Source organism: Lacticaseibacillus baoqingensis, from assembly GCF_003946165.1.
Lineage (GTDB): Bacteria > Bacillota > Bacilli > Lactobacillales > Lactobacillaceae > Lacticaseibacillus > Lacticaseibacillus baoqingensis.
This window is the reverse complement of the sequence record NZ_RHOI01000028.1, coordinates 1-24,414: the sequence shown is the minus strand read 5'-3', so window position 1 is coordinate 24,414 and position 24,414 is coordinate 1. Positions and strand designations below refer to the sequence as shown.

Annotated in this window: 22 protein-coding genes; 16 read left to right on the top strand and 6 right to left on the bottom strand. The window is 46.1% G+C overall.

Annotation, left to right across the window (positions count from 1 at the left end; all coding sequences use genetic code 11):
- Window positions 1-11: 11 nt before the first annotated feature.
- Window positions 12-182 carry a FeoB-associated Cys-rich membrane protein gene (locus tag EKM91_RS10700; RefSeq protein WP_125753909.1) on the top strand — a complete coding sequence of 57 codons (171 nt, stop codon included), beginning with the start codon at window positions 12-14 and terminating at the stop codon, window positions 180-182.
- Between the two features lie 183 nt (window positions 183-365).
- Window positions 366-1,289, top strand: a complete 924-nt coding sequence (gene coaA, locus EKM91_RS10695; protein ID WP_125753908.1) for a type I pantothenate kinase — start codon at window positions 366-368, stop codon at window positions 1,287-1,289.
- Window positions 1,290-1,337: 48 nt separating this feature from the next.
- On the opposite strand, the gene EKM91_RS10690 is transcribed toward coaA, so the two are convergent.
- From EKM91_RS10690 to EKM91_RS10675, 4 genes are read right to left on the bottom strand one after another with little or no spacing between them, the layout of a single operon-like run.
- The gene (locus EKM91_RS10690) at window positions 1,338-2,162 is read right to left on the bottom strand and encodes an energy-coupling factor transporter transmembrane component T family protein (RefSeq protein WP_125753907.1); all 825 of its coding nucleotides are present in this window, start codon (window positions 2,160-2,162) and stop codon (window positions 1,338-1,340) included.
- Entirely contained in the window at window positions 2,159-3,859 is a 1,701-nt protein-coding gene (locus tag EKM91_RS10685; protein WP_125753906.1) for an ABC transporter ATP-binding protein, read from the bottom strand. The genes EKM91_RS10690 and EKM91_RS10685 overlap by 4 nt, the downstream gene beginning before the upstream one ends.
- A gap of 4 nt (window positions 3,860-3,863) precedes the next feature.
- Complete coding sequence (locus EKM91_RS10680) at window positions 3,864-4,436, bottom strand: ECF-type riboflavin transporter substrate-binding protein (protein ID WP_125753905.1); 573 nt, start codon at window positions 4,434-4,436, stop codon at window positions 3,864-3,866.
- Window positions 4,437-4,447: 11 nt separating this feature from the next.
- Window positions 4,448-5,290: an SAM hydrolase/SAM-dependent halogenase family protein gene (locus EKM91_RS10675; RefSeq protein WP_125753904.1), complete on the bottom strand. Its 843-nt coding sequence runs from the start codon at window positions 5,288-5,290 to the stop codon at window positions 4,448-4,450.
- 271 nt (window positions 5,291-5,561) lie between these two features.
- On the opposite strand from EKM91_RS10675, the gene guaA reads away from it, so the two are divergent.
- From guaA to EKM91_RS10650, 5 genes are all read left to right on the top strand, one after another.
- Window positions 5,562-7,106 (top strand): glutamine-hydrolyzing GMP synthase, encoded by a 1,545-nt coding sequence (gene guaA / locus EKM91_RS10670; protein WP_125753903.1) that lies wholly within the window; start codon window positions 5,562-5,564, stop codon window positions 7,104-7,106.
- A 227-nt stretch (window positions 7,107-7,333) separates the two neighbouring features.
- A complete protein-coding gene (locus EKM91_RS10665) occupies window positions 7,334-8,278 on the top strand; it encodes a toll/interleukin-1 receptor domain-containing protein (RefSeq protein ID WP_125753902.1) in 945 nt (314 codons plus the stop codon).
- A 69-nt stretch (window positions 8,279-8,347) separates the two neighbouring features.
- Window positions 8,348-8,707 carry a type II toxin-antitoxin system RelE/ParE family toxin gene (locus EKM91_RS10660; protein WP_003589709.1) on the top strand — a complete coding sequence of 120 codons (360 nt, stop codon included), beginning with the start codon at window positions 8,348-8,350 and terminating at the stop codon, window positions 8,705-8,707.
- Between the two features lies 1 nt (window position 8,708).
- Window positions 8,709-8,987 (top strand): helix-turn-helix domain-containing protein, encoded by a 279-nt coding sequence (locus EKM91_RS10655; RefSeq protein WP_125753901.1) that lies wholly within the window; start codon window positions 8,709-8,711, stop codon window positions 8,985-8,987.
- A gap of 121 nt (window positions 8,988-9,108) precedes the next feature.
- Window positions 9,109-11,874, top strand: a complete 2,766-nt coding sequence (locus EKM91_RS10650; RefSeq protein WP_125753900.1) for a DNA methyltransferase — start codon at window positions 9,109-9,111, stop codon at window positions 11,872-11,874.
- A 50-nt stretch (window positions 11,875-11,924) separates the two neighbouring features.
- Here EKM91_RS10650 and EKM91_RS10645 read toward each other — a convergent pair whose 3' ends face one another.
- Both EKM91_RS10645 and EKM91_RS10640 read right to left on the bottom strand, forming a co-directional pair.
- On the bottom strand, window positions 11,925-12,311 hold the full coding sequence (locus EKM91_RS10645; RefSeq protein WP_125753899.1) for a hypothetical protein: 387 nt from the start codon (window positions 12,309-12,311) through the stop codon (window positions 11,925-11,927).
- A 57-nt stretch (window positions 12,312-12,368) separates the two neighbouring features.
- Window positions 12,369-13,553: a replication initiation factor domain-containing protein gene (locus EKM91_RS10640; RefSeq protein ID WP_225419504.1), complete on the bottom strand. Its 1,185-nt coding sequence runs from the start codon at window positions 13,551-13,553 to the stop codon at window positions 12,369-12,371.
- Between the two features lie 384 nt (window positions 13,554-13,937).
- Between EKM91_RS10640 and EKM91_RS10635 the strand changes: the two genes are divergently transcribed.
- The 9 genes from EKM91_RS10635 to EKM91_RS10600 all read left to right on the top strand — a co-directional run.
- Window positions 13,938-14,459 carry a helix-turn-helix transcriptional regulator gene (locus tag EKM91_RS10635; protein WP_125753898.1) on the top strand — a complete coding sequence of 174 codons (522 nt, stop codon included), beginning with the start codon at window positions 13,938-13,940 and terminating at the stop codon, window positions 14,457-14,459.
- A 174-nt stretch (window positions 14,460-14,633) separates the two neighbouring features.
- Window positions 14,634-14,846, top strand: coding sequence for a DUF3173 domain-containing protein (locus EKM91_RS10630; protein WP_125753897.1), 213 nt, complete (start codon window positions 14,634-14,636; stop codon window positions 14,844-14,846).
- Window positions 14,839-16,041, top strand: a complete 1,203-nt coding sequence (locus EKM91_RS10625; RefSeq protein ID WP_125753896.1) for a tyrosine-type recombinase/integrase — start codon at window positions 14,839-14,841, stop codon at window positions 16,039-16,041. The genes EKM91_RS10630 and EKM91_RS10625 overlap by 8 nt, the downstream gene beginning before the upstream one ends.
- Window positions 16,042-16,434: 393 nt before the next feature.
- Window positions 16,435-16,836 (top strand): hypothetical protein, encoded by a 402-nt coding sequence (locus tag EKM91_RS14110; protein ID WP_225419503.1) that lies wholly within the window; start codon window positions 16,435-16,437, stop codon window positions 16,834-16,836.
- The gene (locus EKM91_RS14105) at window positions 16,806-17,210 is read left to right on the top strand and encodes a hypothetical protein (RefSeq protein ID WP_225419502.1); all 405 of its coding nucleotides are present in this window, start codon (window positions 16,806-16,808) and stop codon (window positions 17,208-17,210) included. Before EKM91_RS14110 ends, EKM91_RS14105 begins: the two co-directional genes overlap by 31 nt.
- Window positions 17,211-17,869: 659 nt before the next feature.
- Window positions 17,870-18,964, top strand: a complete 1,095-nt coding sequence (locus tag EKM91_RS10615) for an RNA-directed DNA polymerase (RefSeq protein ID WP_225419501.1) — start codon at window positions 17,870-17,872, stop codon at window positions 18,962-18,964.
- 161 nt (window positions 18,965-19,125) lie between these two features.
- The gene (locus EKM91_RS10610; protein WP_125753895.1) at window positions 19,126-22,383 is read left to right on the top strand and encodes a helicase-related protein; all 3,258 of its coding nucleotides are present in this window, start codon (window positions 19,126-19,128) and stop codon (window positions 22,381-22,383) included.
- 8 nt (window positions 22,384-22,391) lie between these two features.
- Window positions 22,392-23,105, top strand: a complete 714-nt coding sequence (locus EKM91_RS10605; RefSeq protein ID WP_125753894.1) for a DUF4391 domain-containing protein — start codon at window positions 22,392-22,394, stop codon at window positions 23,103-23,105.
- Window positions 23,106-23,135: 30 nt separating this feature from the next.
- A partial coding sequence (locus EKM91_RS10600) for a site-specific DNA-methyltransferase (protein ID WP_164508546.1) occupies window positions 23,136-24,414 on the top strand: 1,279 nt, incomplete at its 3' end.

Here is a 24,414-nt window from a genome sequence, read left to right as displayed (position 1 = left end):
GAGGAATCGTCATGGCGACTTTGATTATTGCGGTCATTATCTTTGCGGCGGTGGGCTTTGTGGTCTATAACCGTTTCTTCCGTAAGCATGAGGGCGATGGGTGTAAGAGTTGCGGCGACAGCGGCTGCCCTTTATACGACCAAGCCCAAGCGATCCAAGAAAATAATAAAAAACGCGCATAAGCGGTGGCTGGATGTGCGCCAACAGTCGGTGGCAAATGACCCATTTAAGCGGGCATTTGGCGCCGATTTTGCGGTTTAACGATCATCGTGGATTTTGTGAGCGTTACCAGAAGAGTTGGTGTACACTAGTAACATGTCTGACATTGGGCCAGATACTGAATTTTGGGAAGTATTGGAGAAGTTATGGAATCTCGAATGAATTATTATGTCTTTCCCCGCAGTGAGTGGGCGACATTCCACACACACAATTTCGCGTCAGTCAGCGATGAAGAACTGGATCAACTGCGGTCGTTAAACGATGAAGTCAGCTTGCAAGATGTCAAAGACATCTACTCGCCATTGCGCCACTTGATCCATGTGCGCTATCGAGACTATCAACTGGCGGAGTATAACCTCAGCCAGTTCATGGGCGAACACGATCATAACCACCCGTTCATCATCGGCATCGCCGGGTCGGTGGCGGTAGGCAAAAGCACCACCGCGCGGTTATTATCTTTGTTGTTGAGCCGGGCCTATCCGGATAAGCGCGTGCAAATGATCACCACCGACGGGTTTTTGTATCCGAATGCCGAATTAGAGCGGCGCGGGATCTTGAATCGCAAAGGCTTCCCGGAAAGCTATGATATGGATCTGCTGATCCATTTTCTCAATAATGTCAAAAACAACCAAGGCGTCGTGCGGGCGCCGAAATACTCCCATCAGATCTATGATATCGTGCCGGATGAAGAAGAAGTGATCGATCATCCTGATATCTTGATCGTCGAAGGCATCAATGTCTTGCAGCTGCCAAGCAAGCAGCCGATCTACATTAGCGATTACTTTGATTTGTCGCTGTATGTCGATGCTGATCCGGAGCTGATCGAGCAGTGGTACTTGGAACGCTTCGGGATGTTATTGGAAACGGCCTTCACGGACCCGACCAATTATTATTATGACTATGCCATCGGCGATCGCGAAGCGGCTTTTGCCATGGCCAAGCAAGTTTGGCGCGACATCAACTTGAAGAACTTGAAAGAATATATCCTGCCGACGAAAAACCGCGCGGATGTGATCTTACATAAAACCACCGATCATGTGATCGATCGCGTCGCCTTGCGCAAGTTTTAAGTCCATCAAAAATGTCCCTAACCGGCATGGTTAGGGACATTTTTGACGTTAAAACGGGTTATAAAATCGCCCGCCGTTTTGATGAAATAACCACAAGCCGATGCCAATGATTACAGCCACACCGCCAAGCGTCAGCCAGTCGGCTTTGGCAAACGGGTGGTCGCGATACCAGCTGCGCCGCGGGTTGCGGCCAAAACGGCGCAATTCCATGGCTTGGCTGATGGTGTCGATGCGCGCCAAGCTGGAAAAAATCAACGGCAGCAAGATCTGCAGCGCCCCTTTAAAGCGGGCAGAAAGCTTGGCTTTGGCGGATAGCTCCCAGCCTCTGGCTTGTTGGGCGAGGCTGATCTGGTGGTAGGCGGTTTGAATGTCTGGGATATACCGCAAAGCCAAGGCCACCGCATAGCTGACCCGATAAGACAGGTGCAGCTTGTTGAGGCTGGCGGCAAACTCGCTGGGATTGGTGGTGATCAAAAAGATCAAGGCCAAAGGCACGGTGACGATATATTTCAGCGCCAAGTTGGCCTCATAAAACAGCTGTTCTTGCGTCAGCGTAAAATAGCCTTGCCCGAAGAGCAAATGGCGGCTGCCGTATAATTGCACGCCGTATTCCGGCGCAAACAAGTACACGGTCACCAGATTCAACAACGAAAAGGTGACGATCACTTTCACCACTAAGCGCACTTGGCGCCAGGCAATGTGCGCTTGTTTGAATAAAAACAGCGAAAGTACCACGATGGCGGCGATAAAGCGAGTGTCATAACTGGCCATGGCGATCAGCGACAAGCCTAAAAACGCCAACAGCTTCGTGGCTCCGCCGAGGTGATGCAGCCAGGTGTCTTGGTCATCATAGCCAAAAAGTTGTTCCGTCATGGCGCCGCCTGCCTTTCATTGGCGATCACTGCGGCCGTGAATTGCTGAGGATCCAGCCCGACGCGTTGCGCCAAAGCATACAAACTGGTTTCAGCCAAACTGGCAGCTGCAATAATGTCTGGTTGAGACAAGACGGTTGCCGGCGGCGCATCTAATAACAGCCCTTGGCTGCCTAACACCACGGTGCGGGTGGCATATTCCAGCATCAAGTGCATATCATGGGTGATCAACAGCATGGTGATGCCGTGTTGTTGATTCAGCGTTTCTAAAAAGCGCATCATCGCCGTGTAATGGCGCCAATCTTGGCCAGCAGTCGGCTCATCTAAGATCAATAACTCTGGGTCTAAGGTGAGGATGCTGGCGATGGTGGCGCGCTTTTTTTGGCCAAAACTCAATGCGGAGATGGGCCAATTGCGAAACGGGTATAAGCCGCAGATCTGCAAGGCTTGGGCGACTTTGGCTTGGATCGTGGCCGCATCGGCGTGGCGCAAGGTCAACCCTAAGGCCACTTCGTCAGACAGTTGCAGCTTGGATAACATTTGGTTGGGATCTTGCATGATATAGCCGATATGATCGGCGCGCTCTTTGACGGATAACGCGGCCAGGTCTTGCCCGTTGAAGCGCAGCTGGCCGCTTTTTGGCGCCACAAAGCCGGTGATCAACTGGCTTAACGTCGATTTGCCGACCCCATTGGCGCCGACTAACGCGAGCATGTCCCCGCGATTGATGGTCAAGTCAAAATGGGCAAACAACTGCCGGCCGCGCGGATAACCAAAGGTGAGGTCTTGGATCGTGAGCAGCGGGGCTTGGGTGGCTCGCGCAACCGGCGGGGCTTGCGCGCCTAACCAATTGGTCAAGCGCGTTTTCAGCTGCGGAGCAGAAACGGTGGCCGCATCAGCGATGTTGGTGATCGTGGCGCGCTCGATCCCAGCGGCAGTCAAGGCTTCCAGATACAACGGCGCACGCAGCCCGACTCGCCGCAGCCAGTCGCTTTGCAAGAGCGCTTCTGGGGTCAGATCAGCTTGGATGCGGCCGCCATCCATCACGATCACCCGGTCGACAGGTTGGGTCAACACGTCTTCTAAGCGGTGTTCGATGATCACCACCGTCATGTTGAATTGCCGGTGCAGCGCATCGATCAGTGCAATGGCGCGTTTGCCGGTGGCAGGGTCAAGGGCGGCTAGCGGCTCGTCAAACAACAAGATCTCACCTTCATCGATCAAAACGCCTGCCATGGCGGTGCGCTGCTTTTGCCCGCCGGACAAGGCCTGCGGCGACAGCTCCAACTGCTGGCTTAAATTGAGCGTCGCCGCCCAGTGCGCGACTTGTTGGCGCATGCGCGCTGGGGCGATCGCGTCATTTTCTAAGGCAAACGCAATGTCTTCAGCGGTGGTGAGGCCGACGAATTGACTGTCTGGGTCTTGCAACACGGTGCCGACATGGCGCGATAATGCCGCCAAACTGCTGGCTGCGACGTCTTGGCCGGCCACTGTCACGCGGCCGGTGAGCTGGCCGCGCAAGGCATGGGGGATCAAGCCGTTGATCAAATTGCCTAAAGTCGATTTGCCGGAACCAGACGGGCCGACAATCAAGAGCTTTTCGCCTGGGGTGATGGTCAAGTTGATGTCATAAAGCGTCGGTTCCGCTTGGCTGTCATATTGAAAGGTCACATGATCGAATTTGATTGCTGGGGTCATTTGCTCACTCTTCTCGCTTAAGGCTGCCGCTTTGCGTCCGCGAAGCCGCATAGGCGATGAGCAAGATCGTGCCGATGACGCCGGTGGAAACCGTGTTGGAAATCGCCGAGATCACGCCTTGAACATACACCTTGTTTGCCGGCTCAGAATAGACCAAAATATCCAGCGTCGGCGCCAATAACGCCCAGCCGATGCCATTGGTCAACAATTGGATCAAATTGAAGCTGATGATCTTTTTCAGCCCAAAGCGGCCGCTTTCAATGTCAAACCAGCGCCAAAACAAGCCGATGCTGCCGCCGATCAAGCCAGTCGTCAACACCCAGGTCCACCAAGGCGTGCCATATTGGGTGAAGTCGTTTAAGGCATGGCCGAACAGCCCGATCAAAAACCCGGCGATCGGCCCGTATAACACGCTTAAAAAGCCCAAGACCCCATAAGAGGTGTCGATGTTGGTATTGGGAAAGCCTGTGGGGATAGAGACCCAGCGCTTCAAGATAAAAATGATCGCCGTGCCGATCCCGATGGCGACGACGGTACGCACATTGAAGGGGTCATGATGAGGGGGTCGTTTTGCCATATTATCTCCTCCTAGCGGGCGAGTTGGGTGAGGGTGATCTCCCAATCAACGCCGGTGCCGATGTGATACAGCTTGGAAAAGGAATCTTGGTTGATCGCCACGCCGATGTTCAACAGCGAATTGATATAGATCAGCGGTTCACCCACGGCAACGGCGGCGAAGGTTTGCGTGAACGGCATTTGGTTTTGGTAGCGCAATTGGCCGTTTTGGCGGATCGACACTTGCATGAAGTCGCCGGCTTCGATGCCTAATTGGGTGAAGGCTTGGCGGGGGATGTTCGTCCAAAGCGAGCCAAAGCGGATATCCAAGATATCGATGGTTCCTGCCACGCTATGGGCGGTAGTGGTGACAGTTCCTAGCGGCAGTTGGACGAGCGAGTCCACGCTGATCGGCTCTCCCAAATGCGAAAAGTCCCGCAAGCCGCTGGCTAGCCGGGCGCCATTGAAGGCATAAACGTCGCGGCCGTGAAAGGTGTGACTATCTAAGCTGCCAGGCAAGGCATCTTTGACTTCATCGATTTGGCGCACTGCCAATAAACCTAAATAGTGTTGCAAGTGGGTCAAGGTGCCGTTGTCAGGCGTGATCACATAATGTCCAGAAGCGGTCCGAGCAACGACACTGCGCCGCGCCGAGCCGACGCCAGGATCGACGACGGAAACAAACACTGTGCCTGCCGGCCAATACTGGATCGTTTGATAAAGCCGATAAGACGCCGCAAAAATATCATACGGGGGGATCTCATGGGTGAGATCATGAATATCAAGTTCTGGGGAAACGCCGTAAGCCACGCCATACATAGCGGCAACGGCGCCATCCACCAAGCCGAAATCAGTTTGTAATACCAGTTTACGCATACCACACCACTACTTTGACACCGGGATGCGTCCCCGGTCCAGCCAACCGTGATCAGTGTCTTGCTACCCGTTTTTGTACGGTGCGCGTATTCTATCACCCCGGAAAGTGCGGGGTCAAGTTTTATGCTTTTGCTGGCGGCGAAGCGGCGAAAAACGCCATGGGGCCGGGCTGGTTGGCCAAAGGGATATGAGAACTTTCACATCACTGATTGACCGCGACTATAATTATCAGTAGAATTAATGCAATACTGAAAAGGAGCGTGGGGAAAGCTTGGCAAACCAAGACTACGACAAGATCATCGTGCTTGATTACGGCAGTCAATATAACCAGTTGATCACGCGGCGTATTCGTGAATTCGGGGTCTACTCCGAACTCAAGCCGCACACGATCACGGCTGAAGAGGTGAAACAAATCGCGCCTAAGGGGATCATTTTCTCTGGCGGCCCGAATTCCGTTTATGATGATGGGGCATTAGGTGTTGATGAGGACATTTTCAAGCTCGGGATCCCGATCTTAGGGGTTTGCTACGGCATGCAGCTGATGGCCCAGCGCCTCGGCGGCAAGGTCGAACCAGCAGATAACCGCGAATACGGCAAGGTCGACATTACCGTGACCGACGACCATGCCAAAGTCTTCCAAGGCCTGCCCAAGCAACAAACCGTGTGGATGAGTCATGGGGACTTGGTCCGCGAAGCCCCAGCCGGCTTTCGCGTGACGGCGACCAGCGACAATTGCCCAATCTCGGCAATGGATGACGACCAGCGCAAGTTCTACGGCATCCAATTCCATGCTGAAGTGCAGCACACCAAGTATGGCCATGAGATCTTGCATCATTTTGCTTTCGATGTTTGCGGCGCAACCGCCAACTGGAACATGGGTGATTTCATCGATGACCAGGTCAAGGCGATCCGCGAAGAAGTCGGCGACAAAAAAGTGCTCCTTGGCTTATCCGGCGGGGTCGATTCCTCGGTGGTCGCAGCGCTGTTGAACAAGGCCATCGGTGACCAACTGACGGCGATCTTCGTCGATCACGGCTTATTGCGTAAAAACGAAGCCGATCAAGTGATGGAATCCTTAGGCAAGGGCTTGGGCGTCAAGATCATCAAAGTCGACGCGCATGAACGCTTCTTAGGCGATCTCAAAGGCATCACCGATCCGGAACAAAAGCGCAAGATCATCGGCCGCGACTTCATCGAAGTCTTCAACGCCGAAGCGCGCAAATTGCACGGCATCGAATACCTGGCGCAAGGCACGCTGTACACCGACGTGGTTGAATCCGGGACTGATACCGCGCAAACCATCAAGTCGCATCATAACGTTGGCGGCTTGCCAGACGACTTGAAGTTCAAGCTGATCGAACCGTTAAACAAGCTGTTCAAAGACGAAGCCCGCGAACTCGGCGAACGCCTTGGCATTCCGCATGCCCTGGTTTGGCGTCAGCCGTTCCCAGGCCCAGGCCTAGGGATCCGCGTCCTTGGTGAAGTCACCGAAGACAAGCTGGAGATCGTGCGTGAATCTGACGCTGTCTTGCGTGATGAAATCAAAAAAGCTGGCTTAGACGAAGACATCTGGCAATACTTTACCGTCTTGCCAGGCTTCCGCTCTGTCGGCGTCATGGGCGATGGCCGGACCTACGATTACACCATCGCCATTCGTGCTATCACCTCCATCGATGGCATGACCGCCGACTTTGCCCGCATCGATTGGGAAGTCTTGCAGAAGATCTCTGCGCGCATCGTTAATGAGGTCGGGCACATCAATCGCGTAGTTTATGATATTACCAGCAAGCCGCCAGCAACGGTGGAATGGGAATAAAATGCAGGTATCACTTGAAGTGAAAAGCTTGATTTAACGGCATTTCAGATGAAGTGAAACGGGTTGAAATGGGTAGAATTTACTTGGTTCCCTGCCAAAATCCTGCCAAACTTTAGAGCCAGTTCAGAGAAATCTGGGCTGGCTTTTCTCATCGGAATAGCTATTACTCGTGGTAAAATTTAGAGAGCTAAGCTTGGATAATACCATAATAGAAAGTGAGACCTTGTATGAAAACAGTTTTTATCTCATACCTGCACTCAGAAGCTGATGGTGAAAAACTTGACCATCTTATTCAGTTACTGGAAGAAAACGGAATTCATGTTGTCATTGATGAACGCGATCTGGAAATTGGAGATGACTTACCACTATTTATGGAAAGGAATCTTGTTGAATCGGACTACATTATTGTGATTCTTACTCCGGGATATAAGAAACGTGCAGATGACAGGCAGGGTGGAGTTGGCTACGAAGCATCAATTATGGCGGCGAGCCTGTCAAAGAATGAAGCAGTGAAGAAATTTCTTCCTGTCACTTTTGAAGCTTATCGGGATGAAATCGTTCCAGTGTTTTTGGCGTCAAAGCTTGCTTCGGACTTATCCGATAATGTAGAAACCAAACTATTTCAGCGGTCATTTGAGAAACTCAAAAGAACGATTTTGGGGCTTTCTACGATTAACCGTTCTAGTCGAAATTCCTCTTCATCAAAGGTTGTCAAAGTCGCTGATGAATCTGATGTGGTGATGACTAGTGTTGATGATGACGAGAATATGCAGATCATGTTGACAAGTATTGATTCTGACGAGGTAACTCAGCCACGTAACGATGGTACGCCGGGATCTGCATTGTATGTTGTACCGTTTCACTTGAATCATTCACCTAATCGAGTTTGGCAACAAATATTCCTGCAAAATTGGCGGTTTCCTCCAAGGTTCACGACTATGCATCGAGGAGATATTGCAAGCGTTCGCGGAAATCGAATTATTCTCGATGGAACCACTATTGAGGAAGTGCGCGACTACCACTTGGAGACACTGAAATTAGTGATCCAAGAAACAAACAAGCAGTATAAGAAGTTGGTGATTCAGGAACAGCAAAGACAAGAACGGGAGCGTGAACTTAAGAATAAACAGCGTGACAACGTGAAATCAGTTATTAACGATCTCAAGTTTTGATTGCTGAATACTTTGGTTACCATGATAGCATATATTGATATTCAGACTCGTTCGGTGTATACTGAACTCATGGAAAATCCTAAGTTCGAGTTTTACACGCGTCCAAGTGGACACAATGAATTCCAAGAATTCTTAGATAGTTTGAAGCCGGTGGAAAAGCAGAAGCTGGTCACCGTCATTGCTAAGACACAGAAATTTGGTTTGCAGGTGGCGGCGCGCCAAATGTGGATCAGAAAAATCTCAGATGGCATCTTTGAGCTTCGGACAACGGGATCTAATATCCAGCGGGGTTTGTACTTCCACGTTGAAGGCCCGCGTTATGTGATTACGCATGGCTTCACGAAGAAGACCCAGAAGACGCCGGTATCTGAACTTAATCACGCGAAAGAACTCAGGACAGAATACTACGATAATTTGGGAGGTAAGTAACATGGCAAAGAATATTCTTTTTGACGATTATCTCGCTGAGCAACTTAAAGACCCTGAATTCAAGGCAGGCTTTGATGCCGAATCTGCCAAACTTGAGAGCGCAGTGGCGTTGATGAGCGAGCGTGAACGCGCTGGTTTGACCCAACGAGAACTAGCCGAGCGGGCAGACGTACCACAATCAACGATTGCACGCATTGAGCATGGCCAGAATACTAGCTTTGACACCATGAGTAAGATTGCCTTTGCGCTGGGAAAGAAGCTCAAAGTTGAATTCACTTAGAATATAGAGATGTCCCAATGTTTGTGAGCGTCAGTTTTCGGAACTTTCGAGACTGGCGCTTTTCTTTATATGGTTGATGCGTGATACTTGAAATATAATACTGACGAATCGAGGCTGTTTCATGAAGGAAGCAGATCAAAAACGTGCCGCCACGGCTTTTGTTAAACGTTGGCAAGATCGTGGTAATGAACGACAGGATAGCCAGACCTTCTGGCTGGACTTGCTGGAGACTGTTTATGATATTCCCAATCCCGGTGAGTACATCAGCTTTGAAGACCGAGTAATGCTGGATCATACCAGCTTTATTGACGGCTTCATTGACACAACTAAGGTTCTAATTGAACAGAAAGGCCGCAATAAGAGCTTGTTTGACGGCATCCGGCAATCTGACGGCAGTTTGCTGTCCCCGTTTGAGCAAGCAAAACGGTACTCCGCTAATCTACCCTACTCTAAGCGGCCGCGCTGGATCATCACGAGCAACTTCACCCAGTTTTTTGTATACGATATGGAGCAACCTAATGGCGAGCCGGCAGTGATCCAGCTTAAGGACTTACCGACTGAGTATTATCGTCTGGACTTTATCGTTGATCAGTTGAACCCACATCTCGATAAAGAGATGGAAGTTTCAATGCAAGCCGGTGAGCTGGTTGGCAAGATTTACGATGAACTTTTCACGCAATATCGTGATCCTACTAATGCCAGCAGTCAGCGTAGTATTAACGAGTTGTCTGTGCGGCTAGTGTTTTGCCTGTACGCCGAAGATGCCGGTATTTTTGGCCGTCACGGTATGTTTCACGACTATCTCAATGAATTTGAGACACGGCATCTGCGCACGGCGTTGATTGATCTATTTCGTGTATTGGATACACCAATCGATAAACGTGACCCATACCTGGAAGAAAAGTTGGCTGAGTTTCCGTATGTTAATGGCGGAATGTTTGCTAATGAGGAAGTTGAGATTCCACAATTCACTGATTCGTTGCGCGCTTTGATTCTAGATAAAGCCAGTAAGGAGTTCGACTGGTCAGAGATCAGTCCAACAATTTTTGGTGCGGTGTTTGAAAGTACCTTGAACCCCGATACGCGGCGTGAAGGTGGCATGCACTATACCTCGATTGCCAATATTCATAAAGTTATCGACCCAATGTTTCTAGATGGTCTCCGGGATGAACTGACTGAGATCAAGCAGATTAAGCAACGTAAGACCATGATTCAACGGGCAACAGATTTTCAATCCCGACTTGGTAACTTGCATTTCTTTGATCCAGCGTGTGGTTCAGGTAACTTTCTGACTGAAACCTATTTATCATTGCGGAAGCTTGAAAATCAGGTTATCAGCTTGATTTATGGGAATGAAAGTATGTTGGCAGTCGATGACGAATTGATTAAGGTGTCCATTCAACAATTCTATGGCATTGAAATCAATGACTTTGCAGTATCCGTTGGCAAGACCGCTCTGTGGATTGCTGAATCGCAGATGATGGAAGAAACGGCGGCGATTGTCTACGCCAATATGGACTTCTTACCATTAAAGACGTATACCAACATCACAGAAGGAAATGCCATCCGACTTGATTGGGAAACGGTAGTTGGCGGTGAACGGATTACTTATATCATTGGCAATCCACCATTTTATGGTCACGAGAAGCGGACACGAGCGCAAGCTGCGGATATGGATATTGCCTTCCATGATTTTAGCAAGTACGGCAAGCTGGATTATGTGGCGGCGTGGTACAACAAAGCAGCTGACTTCATTCAAGGTAAGACGACCGAGGTCGCCTTTGTTTCGACTAACTCGATCACGCAAGGTGAGCAAGCGCCAACACTTTGGCCAAAACTGTTTGAGAAAGGCATTGAGATTCAATTTGCGTACCGGACATTTCGATGGAGTAGTGAGGCCAAGGAAAAGGCACAAGTCCATGTGGTTATCATTGGATTCACCAGCTACCCACGCAAGGAGAAGAAGCGCTTGTATGAAGGCGGCCAGATGAAGTTAGTTGGCCATATCAACGCGTATCTGACCGCAGGAGCGAACGTTTACCCACAACCTCGGCGAAAGATTAGCGTGTCTGGTTCTCAGTTTCCAGTGATGTCGCAAGGTAGTAAGCCGGTGGATGGCGGTAATCTGATTCTTTCACCGGCGGAACGAGTGGCGTTAATTAAGCAGTACCCGCAAACAGAAAGCTATATTCGTCGTTATGTTGGCTCCAGAGACTTCATCAACAACTTGGAGCGGTATTGCTTATGGCTGAAGGATGTAGCGCCAAATCAGTTCCGATCCGTTCCGCCAATTATGGCTCGTTTGTCTGCGGTGGCAGAGATGCGACGACAAAGTCCAACGAAATCTGTACAGACATTGGCTGAGACTCCGGCGTTGTTTACCCAAATTAGACAACCGGATTCGAATTATCTGGTCGTACCAGAAGTCTCTAGTGAGAACCGACGCTACGTGCCGATTGGCTGGATGACGCCAGATATTATCGCCAGTAATACGGTATATTTAGTGCCGAACGCGGATTTATTTATGTTTGGTGTGATGACATCAAATGTGCATATGGCATGGATGCGGACAGTTACTGGACGGATGAAGAGTGACTATCGCTATACCCCATCTACGTACTCTAATTTCCCGTGGCCAGAAGTTGATGATAAGCAAAAGGCGCAGATTGAACAAACAGCCCAGGGGATTCTCGATGCCCGTAAACTTTACCCGGATAGTAGCTTAGCTGATCTCTATGATCCGTTGGCGACAGTTCCTGAACTGCGCAAAGCCCACCAAGATAATGATCGAGCCGTTATGCGGGCATATGGGCTGACAATTAAAGGCACCACCGAGAGTGATACCGTCGCCATGCTGTTTGAACGTTATCGGCAACTGACCAAGTAGAATTGCGAGAAAAAGGACTACCCGTTTAGATTGGGTAGCCCAGAGTGTTTCTATTTGGCCTGCGGGGCCACTAATTCAATCTTTTCAGCCTTGTAGTAGATGGGGTTGCCGACCATGCTCGGTTCCAAGCTGGTAAAGCGGCATTTCACGCTGTCACGTTTCATGATTTCCGCGTTGTTGATTGGACAGTCGAGACCAGCAACGGTGATCTGAGTGGACTTCTTACGATGTTCACCTTCCAGAATCGTGACGGAATACTTATAGCCGACAATTTCATCCGTGTTGAATTTCCGCGGTGTACCATCATTGCCCATGATTTTGTTGCCAGAATCATCAAGGCGTTCTTCAGTTGCCATTTTAGGGGTGACTTCGTCTAGTTCAAAGATGTTGCCGATCTTGGAGTAGTCGAAATCGCGCATGCTTAACATTTTAGCCATAGTGTAATTTCCTTTCAAAGTTGAGTATACTTGTCATTGGGTATTTGCCTAAGCCGTTCACTGTTCAGGAGTGAGCGGTTTTTTGATGCGTCTTTGGATCAATGGAACCAAGTCTGGCCGGTCATTGATGATCACAAAATCAATCAACTTGTTGGCAAGCTCTGAGTTCCACAGGTATTCTGGATCCTCCGCTAGCAGTGTAGGCGGAACAATCATTTGGTGGCTGACCAAGAAGTATAGTGCTTGGGTGATTGCAAAGCCGCCTTGGTGTTCAAACCAATACATTGACTTATCGAAGTCTGTTCGTGGCTTCTGTCGCCGAATCGTTGGTACAAAACAAGGCTTGAGAAAGTTTGTCCACCAGCGGGAGACGGTTCTGTAGTCAGTTGACGTGTAGAAGTTCAGCTCGGTTTTGACAAAACCGCGAATGAGATTACTCAGTGTCTGCTCTTGGGTCATATATGCGACTGCCATTAGCAGACTTTTGGCAGTGTCGTGACGAGTTTCTGCTTCCAGTCGAATTTGTGGCGCTTCTTCCAACATTTGTTCGCGATCAACACCGGAGAGACTATGCGCCAGTTCTTTACCCTTCTCATAGAATCGGAACATGCAGTTGGAGCCGCGAGACCCGATTTGTTGGGTCTTAGACCGAGTACGCTTATCGAACTCACTATCAACTAATTGTACAGAACGACCCTTGGATAAGAACTGCTTGCGGCGTACCTTGCCGATGATGGTATCAATGCCAAAGAATGGCTTGGTATTATAATCATCTAGCGCCAGATCGAGGCGACTGATTTCAAACGTGGCAGCGCGGTTGGTTGCCAGTTCGATAATCCGTAAGGCGAGTTCTTGGAATACGTTTTGTTGGGTATCGGATGCTAACATTCCCCATTCATACATGGTACAGGCTTGGCCGCTCATGACGAGAGTGCCGCGAGTGCCATGGTCTTCGGTGGTGTAGTAGCGAATTGATCCGCAGGCATAAACAATGTCATACTCTTCGTGCTTTAACGAACCAGCTTCACTGGTCACGCAGTCAGGTGTGATCAATAAGACGTCAGAGAAGACGGTTTGCCATTGGACATTTACGAAGATGATTTGTAACCAGTCGACTTTGCCGAGTACGTTTTGCGTGGTAGGTTGCGATGTAGCTATATTGTTCACCTCCTTAAAGTTGCGGCTAGTCGCAAATTTTAACATTGCCGTGGAAGCTTGATGCAACACGGTATTGATGCTCATGCGCAGGCTGGTTTGCGCATTTATTTGTTTCCTTACAGGGTGCTATTAGAAAGGCACCCTGAATTGTGATTTGCCCTCGGCCGGCACTTATGCCGTTGGCCGTGCCGACCGGGGCATACTACTCAGAGTTATATTGAGAGCGACTGCTGAAATACGTCTAGCGTTCATGCTCACCTTCTTTTTTTAGTTTTCTAGTAGTTCAATCAGAACTCATGTGGAAACTATCGAGCTCGTAAACACAGAATAATCCATTTGGGTTTAGATGTCAATTAAAAACAATTCGAACTATTTGGTAACTTTCTGGACTATCCATGTTGACTTTATAAACAACTCCATTTATGATGTGCTTACGGGGACTTCCCGAATAAAAATGAGGTGATTAGAATGATTGAAAATTTCGGCCGCAACGTTGCGCGTCTGCGGAAGCAGTACGATATGTCGCAGGAAGACTTGGCTAACAAGATTGGTGTAAAAAAACAAAGCATCTCAAACATTGAACGCGGGGTGCGCTATCCAACGTTTGAGACGCTCGAAAAATTTGCCAAGGTGTTTAATGCAACACCAGTTGAGTTGTTTGGTTCGCCAAAAGAAGTAGCCTTGAATGATGTACCAGATGTCTTAGATCGCATTGACGCATACGATGAGAGAATCAGAACTATTTTCCAGATTGGCACGTTGATGGATCATTACTCAGCTTCTGATCTAGACAAGATTGCCTACCAAGTCGATCATGTGATGAATTTTTTTGCGCCGCATCCACTTTACGATGAGGATGCGATGCCAATTCTGGACGATGATAACAAGGTGCGGATGTTCCCAGGCAAGATTACCCGATTGCCGTTAGACAAACTGGATGAGATTGTCAAGAAAATTGATTATGTGTTGAAGAATGAGGACAAGCTCTAGAATCCTGCGACCGTTGATATGTAATGGTGCAGTACTCGAACGTCAAGAAATCGTGGGTAATCAAAAAGGTGACTATGCCGTCCAAAGCAAGTAGTCACCTCACACAGATAAGATATGGGTCCTATCTGGATTGATTATCTCACAGGCAGGGAAAACATTACAAGTGAGGTAACCATGAAAAGCAGTACAATCAATAAAGCCGAATTGATGCGGCTTGGTCATTATCGAGAACATACGGCGATGATGATCATCCGCCAAGCCAAGATCATCATGGTGCAAAGAGGCTACCCGTTTTACAGTAATCGTCGGCTAGGTGATGTACCACTTAGCGTTGTCGAAGAAATCATTGGCTGTTCACTCGGAAACGAGGAGCAAGACCATGCCTAAAACAAAATATACCGGTGTCTATTCGGACGCCAACGGAAAATTCTTCTATCAAACTGAATTGGGGGTAGATAAAGCAACCGGCGAGCGCATTCAATGTAAAAGTCGTAAAGATCAGTTAGGCCAGCCCTTTGCTACCGCCTATGCCGCGCACAAAGAGCTAATTCGCGTCAAGCATGAGTATCAACTCTCAAACGGGCTGATCAACTACAATTTGACCTATGACGAGTTCATGGCTCAGACCTATAAGCCATATTATCGCTCGATTGTTGAAGATAGTACGTGGAACTCGCGGCAATCAACCATGAAGATTCTTACTGACCGTTTCGGTAAAATGAAGTTACGTGACATCGAAGTTGGCGACTGTGAGCGGTTCCGTATCTGGTTGCTTAATGATTCAGGGCTATCGCAAGCGTACTCGTCGCTGGTGTACACAATGCTGCGAACAACGTTGGATTATGCGGTGACACTCAACTTTCTATCAAGTAATATTTCAAAGCGAACTAAGGCCATTCCTAAAGGTAAAGCTGTCGTCGCTTTTTGGACGAAGGACGAGTTTGAAGCAGTCCTGTCAAAAATCTATTGCGAGGACTTCTACGAGCATATGTGTTTCGTCATGTTGTGGGTTTATTATATGACCGGCATTCGTGTCAGCGAAGGGCTGGCGCTTTGGTGGAGCGATATTGACTTTGGTAGTAAGAAGATGCGCGTTCATCATACGCTCGATATGAGAAACCAAAATGATTGGACGCGCAAACCATATACCAAGACAGTAGAGGGTATGCGTACCATTTCACTTGATGATGATACGATCGCTGTATTGAAAGAGTGGCAGGCCGTTCAAGAAGCACATGGCGTGAAAAACTTTGTGATGAGTGCAACGGGCAAGCCGACGTATCGCTCAACGGTGATGAAAGTGATCACGCGTTATGCGAAGCTGGCAGATGTTGTGGATATTCAAGCTAAAGGTTTACGGCACTCACATGTGAGTTACTTGATCAACGAATTTAACGCGAATGTGTTACATGTATCGAAGCGATTAGGCCACTCGTCACCAGAAATCACGTTGAAGCATTATTCGCATCTGTGGAGCCGTGGTGATGAGGAGCTTGCGGCTAAGATGAGTGGCAACATCAAATTTGATTCGGCGACTGAATCAGGCGTCGATTTTAATGGCAATCAGTCAATAAAATACTAGCCTGCCAAAACCCTGCCAAAATGGAAATTAAGAGCCTGAAAACGTTGATATACCAATGTTTTATAAGGGCCAACTTTCCTTGAATGGGAATAAGTCGTTTAAAGCCGAGATGCTGATGTAATTAATGGCATTTCGAAAAATGTAAAGGATACGATTGGCGCGGGATATGTTACGCTCCCCACCAGAATCCCCGCCAAGTTTGGGCCGAATGTGGGCTGAGTTGGCGGGGATTTTTTGAGTTTGTCAGCTCGCACTTATCCTCTTCACCGTTGTTAGAGCCAGGAATCTAAGCGGTCTTGGAGAGGTGCTTGCTAACAACTCAGTTTGGTACTATGCTGCCAATAAAGCAAAATCATATCTCTAATCACTCATTCTCTTCTTAAGGAGTTCGCCATGTCTGATCAAACTGAACGTATGCTTCCTGATATAGTTTCCAAGGCCCTAGCGCTACCAGTCGTTCGTGTTGATCGTCGCATTTTTCTAACCAAATTATTTCAACGTGCCACAGAAGTCGAATTGATGTCGATTCTTAGAGATGGCCCGCAAACTGTCTACTCATTGGAACAGCTGACTAAGACTGCCCGTCGCGTCGTCATGCACGATACCGAGAAGACCTCGACGATTTCATTTGCCGCGGGATTGCCCTCAAATATCGCTGTCGCTGTCGGAACAGGTACTGCTAATACTATGGATTTTCCTTACGTATGGCCCAAAAGGTTGCTTATATTTACGGTCAAGAAAATCTCTTCACTGAAGAGGGGATATTGTCCGAAGACGGCGAGCGTGATGTCATGATCTATCTCGGTGTGATGTTGGGCGTGGCCTCAGCAAATTCCGCGTTGATGTTTATCTCCAAGGGATTGAGTAATACACTAAGCAAGAAGTTTATGGCAACTGCGGTCACTCGCACAACGTGGTATCCGCTATTGAAAAAGATTGCCGGCTACATTGGCGTGTCCGTCACGAGAAAATCAACCTCCGCTGTGATTTCTAAGTCACTCCCTGTTATAGGGGGCTTTGTCTCTTGTGGTCTGACCTTGATTACTTTCCGACCGATGGGTAACCGGTTGATTAATGCTTTTGAAACCACACTCACTGCAACTCCTGACCAAATCAAGCAAGCGCAAAACGTTATCCTCGAAGATATCAAAGATTCTTCAAACGAATAGGTGCGATTTGGTAGGATGAATCCGATAATAGCAATCTAGCCCGTTTGTATATGAAATTGGAATATTAAATTTCCCGTGAAGATCCCCGTCAAGGTGGCCTATTTGGTCGAGTTGACGGGGATTATAAGTCTATAATTCGTGGTAAAAATAGTGAAACTGATTGATGGCGGTGATGATTGGGATGTCCTCTGAAAGAAAGAGTGTACTTGAAAGGACGGCCGCAGAAGCGCGTGCCCTATTTCTTAAATCAAGTAGCTATGCAAATATGGTATTGCCGGAATAATTTGACTTTCAGCCAGTGCTTGATTTTGCCTTTTCAAAAGTCTCAGGCGGCAAACTCAAATCGATGATTAATGGCAATATCCTTAAGACTGCCGAAAACGCTAATTACTCTATTATTTTGAACAAGGATGCAGGATACGATTGGTGAGAAGTTAAAATTGTATATCCGCTCTTATATGCTGACCTTGTTGAACAAATAACTGAGGACTGGCATTGGAAGGAATTACTTGATAGATTTGATTTATTCGAGTCTGATCCGAAAATCAGATGTATTAGTCTGCCTGTTGAGTCAACTGGAAAAATAGGTGATACCGCAGAGACTATTTTAAATTGGTGGGAACAGTTAGAACAGACCTCAATCGTAAACTCACTAGAGTATGCGTACTGCATTAGAACGGACATTACCAACTGTTAATGACAAGTCTTTTGCACATCCACTGGATCGGACGGTAGAAAGGCTTCAATGTAATCAAACAAATGGTATTCCACAAGGTGGAGAACTATTTAATTTTATTGCTGAGATTGTTCTAGGGTATTCCGACATACTCCTTTCTGAAAAATTGAAGAATCTGAATGACGTAGATTGGCAAGTCGTTAGATATCGCGATGATTATAGAATCTTTTCAAATAGTAAGGAAATTGCTGAGAAGATTGTAAAAGTATTTGCTGATGTACTTTTTGACCTGAATATGCATTTTAATACTAACAAAACAGGGCTTGTCTCCGATATTATTGAATCGGCTATTAAACCGGATAAAGTCTACTGGAATTCAAGAGTGCCAATCATAATGCCGAAAGTCTGGGATGGAAAATATCGTAGGGTTAATTATCAGTTAACATTACAAAAACATCTCCTGGAAATTCTTTGGTTATCAAAAAAATTTCCAAATTCTGGAAGTATCAGTAAGGCTCTAATATCGTTTGCAAAAAGGTTAGATCAACAAAATGAGATTGAGGAATTAATTGAGCCGTTGATAAGTATTGTAGCAGACATCGTGAGCAAGAACCCGAAGGCTGTCGCACCGGGAGTCGGCGTACTCAGTAAGCTACCCCTAAAAGGACAACAGGAACCTAGCAAATCTGCCGAGATAGTATCCAAGATCACAACGAAGTTAGAGAATACTCCAAATCTAGAATATTTGGATGTGTGGTTGCAACGGTTATCGATACTGTCAGGCTCAGAACTAAAGTTTTCAGGGAAAATATGTAATACTTTAAAGGACCCTAATTACACAATCTGGGATTCATCGTTTGTAACGGGAAGATATCCTTGCCGCACATTATTGATGAAGTTAGGCTCCAGGAGCTTACACCAGAAATTTCCACTGAAGTGTTTGATGTTTTCAGTGAGTATAACTTGTGAATGTAAGTTAATACGCAGAAACATAATAATGTACTACGGCGGTATCGTTTCCTTACGATGCAATTATCCTGTGGGAGAATCAATGATTCGCAAAGTTGATTTCCTCTGAGAAGATGAGATAAACATTGCTGGTGCTTAAAAGTAGTGCGTTGTATGACGAGCCAGTGGTGTAGGGATGGAGTGGAAGAAATCATTTTGGTAAGTTGATTTTCATTGATGGTTATGTGGGTAAGATATGAGAGTTTTAATTATGATCTGGGGAGGACATTGATGGATTTACGGTTGATTGACAATAAGGGCGACAACACGCTCGAAAAGCTGGTGAGTAAAAAAGTGACAAAGCACTCGAAAATCAGTATTCAGACTGCTGCGTTTTCGATTTTTGCTTTCCATGCCCTTCAAAAAGAGATTAAACGTTCAAAAGAGTTAAGGTTAGTTCTCACCAAGTCGTTCTTTGAAAAGGAAGAGACTAGCTTTTTAAAGCGATATGAGATCGCGCAAGATAAGGAAGATATCTCTGGAAACAAATATGAAATAAAGCTTCGAAATAAGATGAATTCAGCTTTTATTGCTCGTGAAACTGCAGAGCTGATTGAAGATAAGGTGAAGGTTCGACAATTAGCACAGAACCGGAGCGCACTGGATGAACTACTTATTGACAATAATGATGATGAAGGTAGCCTGGTTGTCCCGGCAATGTTTAAGTTTACATCGGATGGCCTTGGAATTACTGAATCTAATAACGTTTCATCAATGACTGCAATCGATGGTGCTGATCCAAACTACTTTGCAGGAATAAAAGCTGACTTTGATAGTGTCTGGAATGATCCGAAAAAGTCCAAAGAAGTAACTAATAATGTCTTGGAAAAGATTAGGACGATTTATCAAGAAAATTCACCGGAGTGGATTTATTTTGTGTCGCTATACCACATTTTCCATGACAAGCTCAGTGAGTTAGATGAGCAGGATATTGCACCTGATGGGTCTGGTTTTAAGGATTCAGTGGTGTGGAACAAATTGTATCAGTTCCAAAAAGATGGCGTAATGGGCTTAATTCGTAAGCTGGAAAAATACCACGGTGCAATTCTTGCGGATTCGGTTGGATTGGGTAAAACTTTTTCTGCTTTAGCAGTGATTAAGTATTTTGAACTTCAACGTAAGCGTGTACTGGTCCTTGCACCGAAACGTTTGCGTGATAACTGGACCGTCTATACGCGTCCAGATGTCCGCAATGTGCTGGTTGATGACTATTTCAACTACACCGTTTTAAACCATACTGACCTTAGCCGTACCACAGGTGAAAGTGACGGTATTAAGTTAGATTCCTTCTTATGGTCGGATTTTGACTTGATAGTAATTGATGAATCACACAACTTCCGTAACAATGATACGGGTGTAAATCATGATAAGAAGACTCGGTATCAGCGGTTACTGGAAGATGTGATACAAAGCGGACGTAAGACCAAGGTGTTGATGCTGTCAGCAACCCCTATTAACAACCGAATGAATGATTTGAAGAATCAGATTGGATTTATTACTGAAGGAAAGACAGACGCCTTATCCGAGTATGGAATCGACGACATTGATAATACCCTACGATTAGCGCAACGAGCGTTCAATCAGTGGCAAACCTTAGATGAAAACGAACGAACGACTCAAAACTTCTTGGACGCAGTAAATCCGGACTACTTTAAGTTGCTGGATATGCTAACTATTGCTCGCAGCCGGAAACATATTGAAAAATATTATGACACGGCATCGATTGGTGACTTTCCTGAGCGTTTAAAACCGATGACAGTGAAGCCCGATATTGACGCTTCTGGACAATTTCCCGCTCTGCAATACGTTTATGACTCCATTGGTGAATTGAACATGGCCATGTATCAACCATTGCAGTATGTCTTATCTGTGAAGCGCAAGTACTACGAAGATCTGTATGATACGCAGGTTAAGGATGGAACATCCTCATTTAAACAGACTGACCGTGAGCAATCCCTGAGTAATTTGATTCGGGCAAATCTGTTTAAGCGTCTCGAAAGCTCCGTTTACTCGTTCGGGTTGACGCTTGATCGCATGGTTAATGGCATTGAAGATATTCTAGCTAATATCGAGGCACATCAATCGGGCCAAGTAGAAATGCCAAGCATTACCGACTTTGATGACGAAGACTTAGAAAGCGCCTTTGATGAACAAGCGGTTGGGACAAAGACCAAAATTCTGATCGGGGATATGGACTTACTGAAGTGGTCACAGGCACTGAATGAAGACCTCGTATCGTTGAAAAAGTTGCAGGCTTCAACCCATCAAGTCACGCCTGAAAAGGACGATAAGCTGTTAGACCTTGAGAAGATTCTCAAGAACAAGTACAGCCACCCCATCAATGGCAACAACAAAAAGGTTATTATTTTCACGGCCTTTGCTGATACCGCCAATTACTTGTATGAGAATCTCGTCGACAAAGTGAAGCAGATTTACGGATTAAATTCCGCTTTAATCACAGGTGGTTCAGCTTCTAATCTGACTACAATGAATGGCGTCTCCGTTAACGATATGGATGACATTCTGATGAATTTCTCGCCGATTTCAAAAGGTCGAGGCAAAATCAAACCGAACGCTACTGAGGAGATTGATTTGTTGATTGCAACGGATACCATATCTGAAGGGCAAAATCTGCAGGATGCAGATTACCTGATTAACTATGATATCCACTGGAACCCTGTACGTGTTATTCAGCGTTTCGGGCGTATTGACCGTATCGGCTCACAGAATAAGCAAATTCAATTAGTAAACTTCTGGCCAAACGTGGATTTGGATACATATCTTAACTTGGAACAGCGTGTTAAGGGACGGATGGTTATGCTGAATACAGCAGCAACCGGCGAAGATGACTTATTGAACACTAAGTCGAACAAAGAAATGAATGACTTAAAATATCGCAAGAAACAGCTCGAACAGCTACAAACGCAGGTTATTGATTTGGAAGACGTTAATGGTGCGATCTCCATCACCGACATGACTTTTAACGACTTTAAATCAGACTTACAGAATGCCTTGAAGGGGTATGAGAAATTGCTGAATGATGCACCGTTGGGTATGTACGCCATTACGGATGCATCAGAGTTTCCAGAGGCAGAACCTGGTGTCATCTTGACCTTGAAGCAGAACAAAGATGAGATGGGGCAAGAAAACAGCATCTTGCCGTACATCGTGGTTTATATGCGAATGGATGGGACCGTAAAGACCAACTACATGTATGCTAAACAGGTCTTGGATTTCTTTAAAAAGCTAACCTTAGGGAAGAAAACGGTAAATCAGCCACTTGTTAATGCGTTCTATGCAGAAACAGATGGTGGTAAAGATATGTCGGTGTACTCGGACATCCTAAGCAAGGCTATTGAAGCCATTCGTGGAAAACAGGATGAAGTGGGGATGGGTTCTCTGTTCGTTCCTGGTGGAACCACGGTTCAAACTGAACTGCTAGACGGCTTAGATGATGTCGAGTTAATTTCATTCTTAATTATTAGGTAGGCGAAACAGTGCAAACAAAAGATATAATTAGATGGTGGAAATTTCCAACTGCGACGATTATCAATCGTAACATTCCGAAAACGCAAATATACCCGCACATGAAGAACACAGCTGACAAGCAGTTTTTACAGGATACTGTGCAAAGCATTTACCTGATTGCCAGCTTTAGGTCCGATAACACGCATATTGCCGTCTATAAGGACGATAGGGAACTATATCAGGAGATCCAATTTCTATACGTGCAGACGAAAAATAGGGGTGATTCGGAAAAAATATACAAGATGCTGTCACGGTTGATGCCTTACCCGCTGGTGGTACTAATTGACGAACCCTCTAGTTTTATGATCTACACTGGTCGATTTGAGCAGGTAGCCTCGGGGTTCTTGAAGATTATTAACGTATATCCTTCCCCTATCTATCAAGATGAAAAACTTGAAGAAGTTCTGCATGAGTTATCAATGGACGGCTTGCCAAGGCAGAATTTAAAGGTTTTCTATGATGGGCTGCGTGATGGGATCGTAACAGCTACCGCTAAGGTGGAGTATGGTGAAGAGGTTGGCAATATTACTGGAGAAGAAAAAGACCAGTTGGATGATTTAAGAAAACAAATTGAGGATTTGCGCGGTCAAATTAAGAAAGAGCATCAGTTAAATCGAAAGATTGACAAGCAGTTGAAACTGAAAAAATTACAAGATGATATTTCGAGTAAAATTAATCAATAAGTGGAAGTTTGAAAGGAAAACAAGTCTATTATGAAAGCTAATAATCAAGTGACTTCAACTTCAATTGATATCACTGAACAAAACATTGAAAAATTAAAGAAATTATTTCCCGAAGCATTAACTGATAATAAAATTGACTTTGATAAGTTGCGCTTGATTCTCGGAAATGAAGTTGAAATGGTACAGGAACGGTATGGCTTTACTTGGAATGGCAAGAACCAGGCGATGAAGTTAGCACAGCAACCGACCGTGGCAACATTGAAGCCAAATAAAGCCAAATCAAAGAACTGGGACGAAACGGGAAACCTTTATATTGAGGGCGACAACCTAGAAGTGTTGAAAATTTTGCAGAAGTCATATGCCAATAAAATTAAGGCAGTGTATATTGATCCACCTTATAACACTGGGAAAGACTTTGTTTACAAAGATAATTTCTCCAATCCCTTAAAAAACTATTATGAATTAACCGGTCAAATTGATAGCGAAGGGAATAGACTATCAACTAATGCTGATATTAGTGGTAGATTTCATACTGATTGGTTAAATATGATTTATCCAAGAGTAAAGCTTGCAAGAAATTTGTTACGTGAAGATGGCGTAATGTTTGTAAGTATCGATGATGCGGAGGTAGACAACATGACGAAGCTCATCAAAGAGTTGTTTGGTGAGAAGTGCTATGTGATGCCTCTAATTTGGCGCTTACCCAGAGGAATTAATGCCGGTCTAGTATCCAAGGCCCATGAGTATGTTTTGGTAGTAACTAAGTCCGATGGGTTGATTAAACATTTTAACTATTTGGGAGAGTCTCAATTTTCAGTTGATAGAACTAATAAGAAAATTGATGGTAGGCATCCAGCATCAATTATTCATTTTCCGGCAGGTGTGGTTCGCTATGAAGGAAAAGATAAGGTTATTACAGGTGAGATTTCTGGTTCTGAGAAAATACTTATTCACGGACAAATGATATTTAAGGATGGATACTTGGCTTCTGAAGTTGACCTGGAAGCTGGTTGGACTATGAAAAAAATGATAAGCGATTGGCTAGACGGAAAGGAGGTAGTTGACTCCAAAGGACAGAAGATAGTTGAATTTTTCTTTAAAGAGAATGGGAAACTATATTCTAAAAAAGATGTTTCTACTCAAATTGTAAAATCAGTGTTGGAAGGTGTACCAGATAATCAAGCTGCACGCGATGAAATTGAAGACTTATTTGGTGAACAGGACATTTTTTCGGGTCTAGAATTTTTGGTGTTGGTAGTAATCAACACTGGAGATGCTAGACCCTTTTTAGATAACAAAAAGACACCTG

What these genes read in the sequence shown, in the direction of transcription:
- EKM91_RS10625 (WP_125753896.1), top strand. Translation starts at nt 14,839, where the DNA reads ATGCCTAAAACAAAATATACCGGTGTCTATTCGGACGCCAACGGAAAA.
- EKM91_RS10645 (WP_125753899.1), bottom strand. Translation starts at nt 12,311, where the DNA reads ATGGCTAAAATGTTAAGCATGCGCGATTTCGACTACTCCAAGATCGGC.
- coaA (WP_125753908.1), top strand. Translation starts at nt 366, where the DNA reads ATGGAATCTCGAATGAATTATTATGTCTTTCCCCGCAGTGAGTGGGCG.
- EKM91_RS10660 (WP_003589709.1), top strand. Translation starts at nt 8,348, where the DNA reads ATGGAAAATCCTAAGTTCGAGTTTTACACGCGTCCAAGTGGACACAAT.
- EKM91_RS10635 (WP_125753898.1), top strand. Translation starts at nt 13,938, where the DNA reads ATGATTGAAAATTTCGGCCGCAACGTTGCGCGTCTGCGGAAGCAGTAC.
- EKM91_RS10615 (WP_225419501.1), top strand. Translation starts at nt 17,870, where the DNA reads ATGCGTACTGCATTAGAACGGACATTACCAACTGTTAATGACAAGTCT.
- EKM91_RS10700 (WP_125753909.1), top strand. Translation starts at nt 12, where the DNA reads ATGGCGACTTTGATTATTGCGGTCATTATCTTTGCGGCGGTGGGCTTT.
- EKM91_RS10675 (WP_125753904.1), bottom strand. Translation starts at nt 5,290, where the DNA reads ATGCGTAAACTGGTATTACAAACTGATTTCGGCTTGGTGGATGGCGCC.
- EKM91_RS10655 (WP_125753901.1), top strand. Translation starts at nt 8,709, where the DNA reads ATGGCAAAGAATATTCTTTTTGACGATTATCTCGCTGAGCAACTTAAA.
- EKM91_RS10650 (WP_125753900.1), top strand. Translation starts at nt 9,109, where the DNA reads ATGAAGGAAGCAGATCAAAAACGTGCCGCCACGGCTTTTGTTAAACGT.
- EKM91_RS10685 (WP_125753906.1), bottom strand. Translation starts at nt 3,859, where the DNA reads ATGACCCCAGCAATCAAATTCGATCATGTGACCTTTCAATATGACAGC.
- EKM91_RS10630 (WP_125753897.1), top strand. Translation starts at nt 14,634, where the DNA reads ATGAAAAGCAGTACAATCAATAAAGCCGAATTGATGCGGCTTGGTCAT.
- EKM91_RS10680 (WP_125753905.1), bottom strand. Translation starts at nt 4,436, where the DNA reads ATGGCAAAACGACCCCCTCATCATGACCCCTTCAATGTGCGTACCGTC.
- EKM91_RS10610 (WP_125753895.1), top strand. Translation starts at nt 19,126, where the DNA reads ATGGATTTACGGTTGATTGACAATAAGGGCGACAACACGCTCGAAAAG.
- EKM91_RS10665 (WP_125753902.1), top strand. Translation starts at nt 7,334, where the DNA reads ATGAAAACAGTTTTTATCTCATACCTGCACTCAGAAGCTGATGGTGAA.
- EKM91_RS10640 (WP_225419504.1), bottom strand. Translation starts at nt 13,553, where the DNA reads ATGAGCATCAATACCGTGTTGCATCAAGCTTCCACGGCAATGTTAAAA.
- EKM91_RS14110 (WP_225419503.1), top strand. Translation starts at nt 16,435, where the DNA reads ATGTCTGATCAAACTGAACGTATGCTTCCTGATATAGTTTCCAAGGCC.
- EKM91_RS10690 (WP_125753907.1), bottom strand. Translation starts at nt 2,162, where the DNA reads ATGACGGAACAACTTTTTGGCTATGATGACCAAGACACCTGGCTGCAT.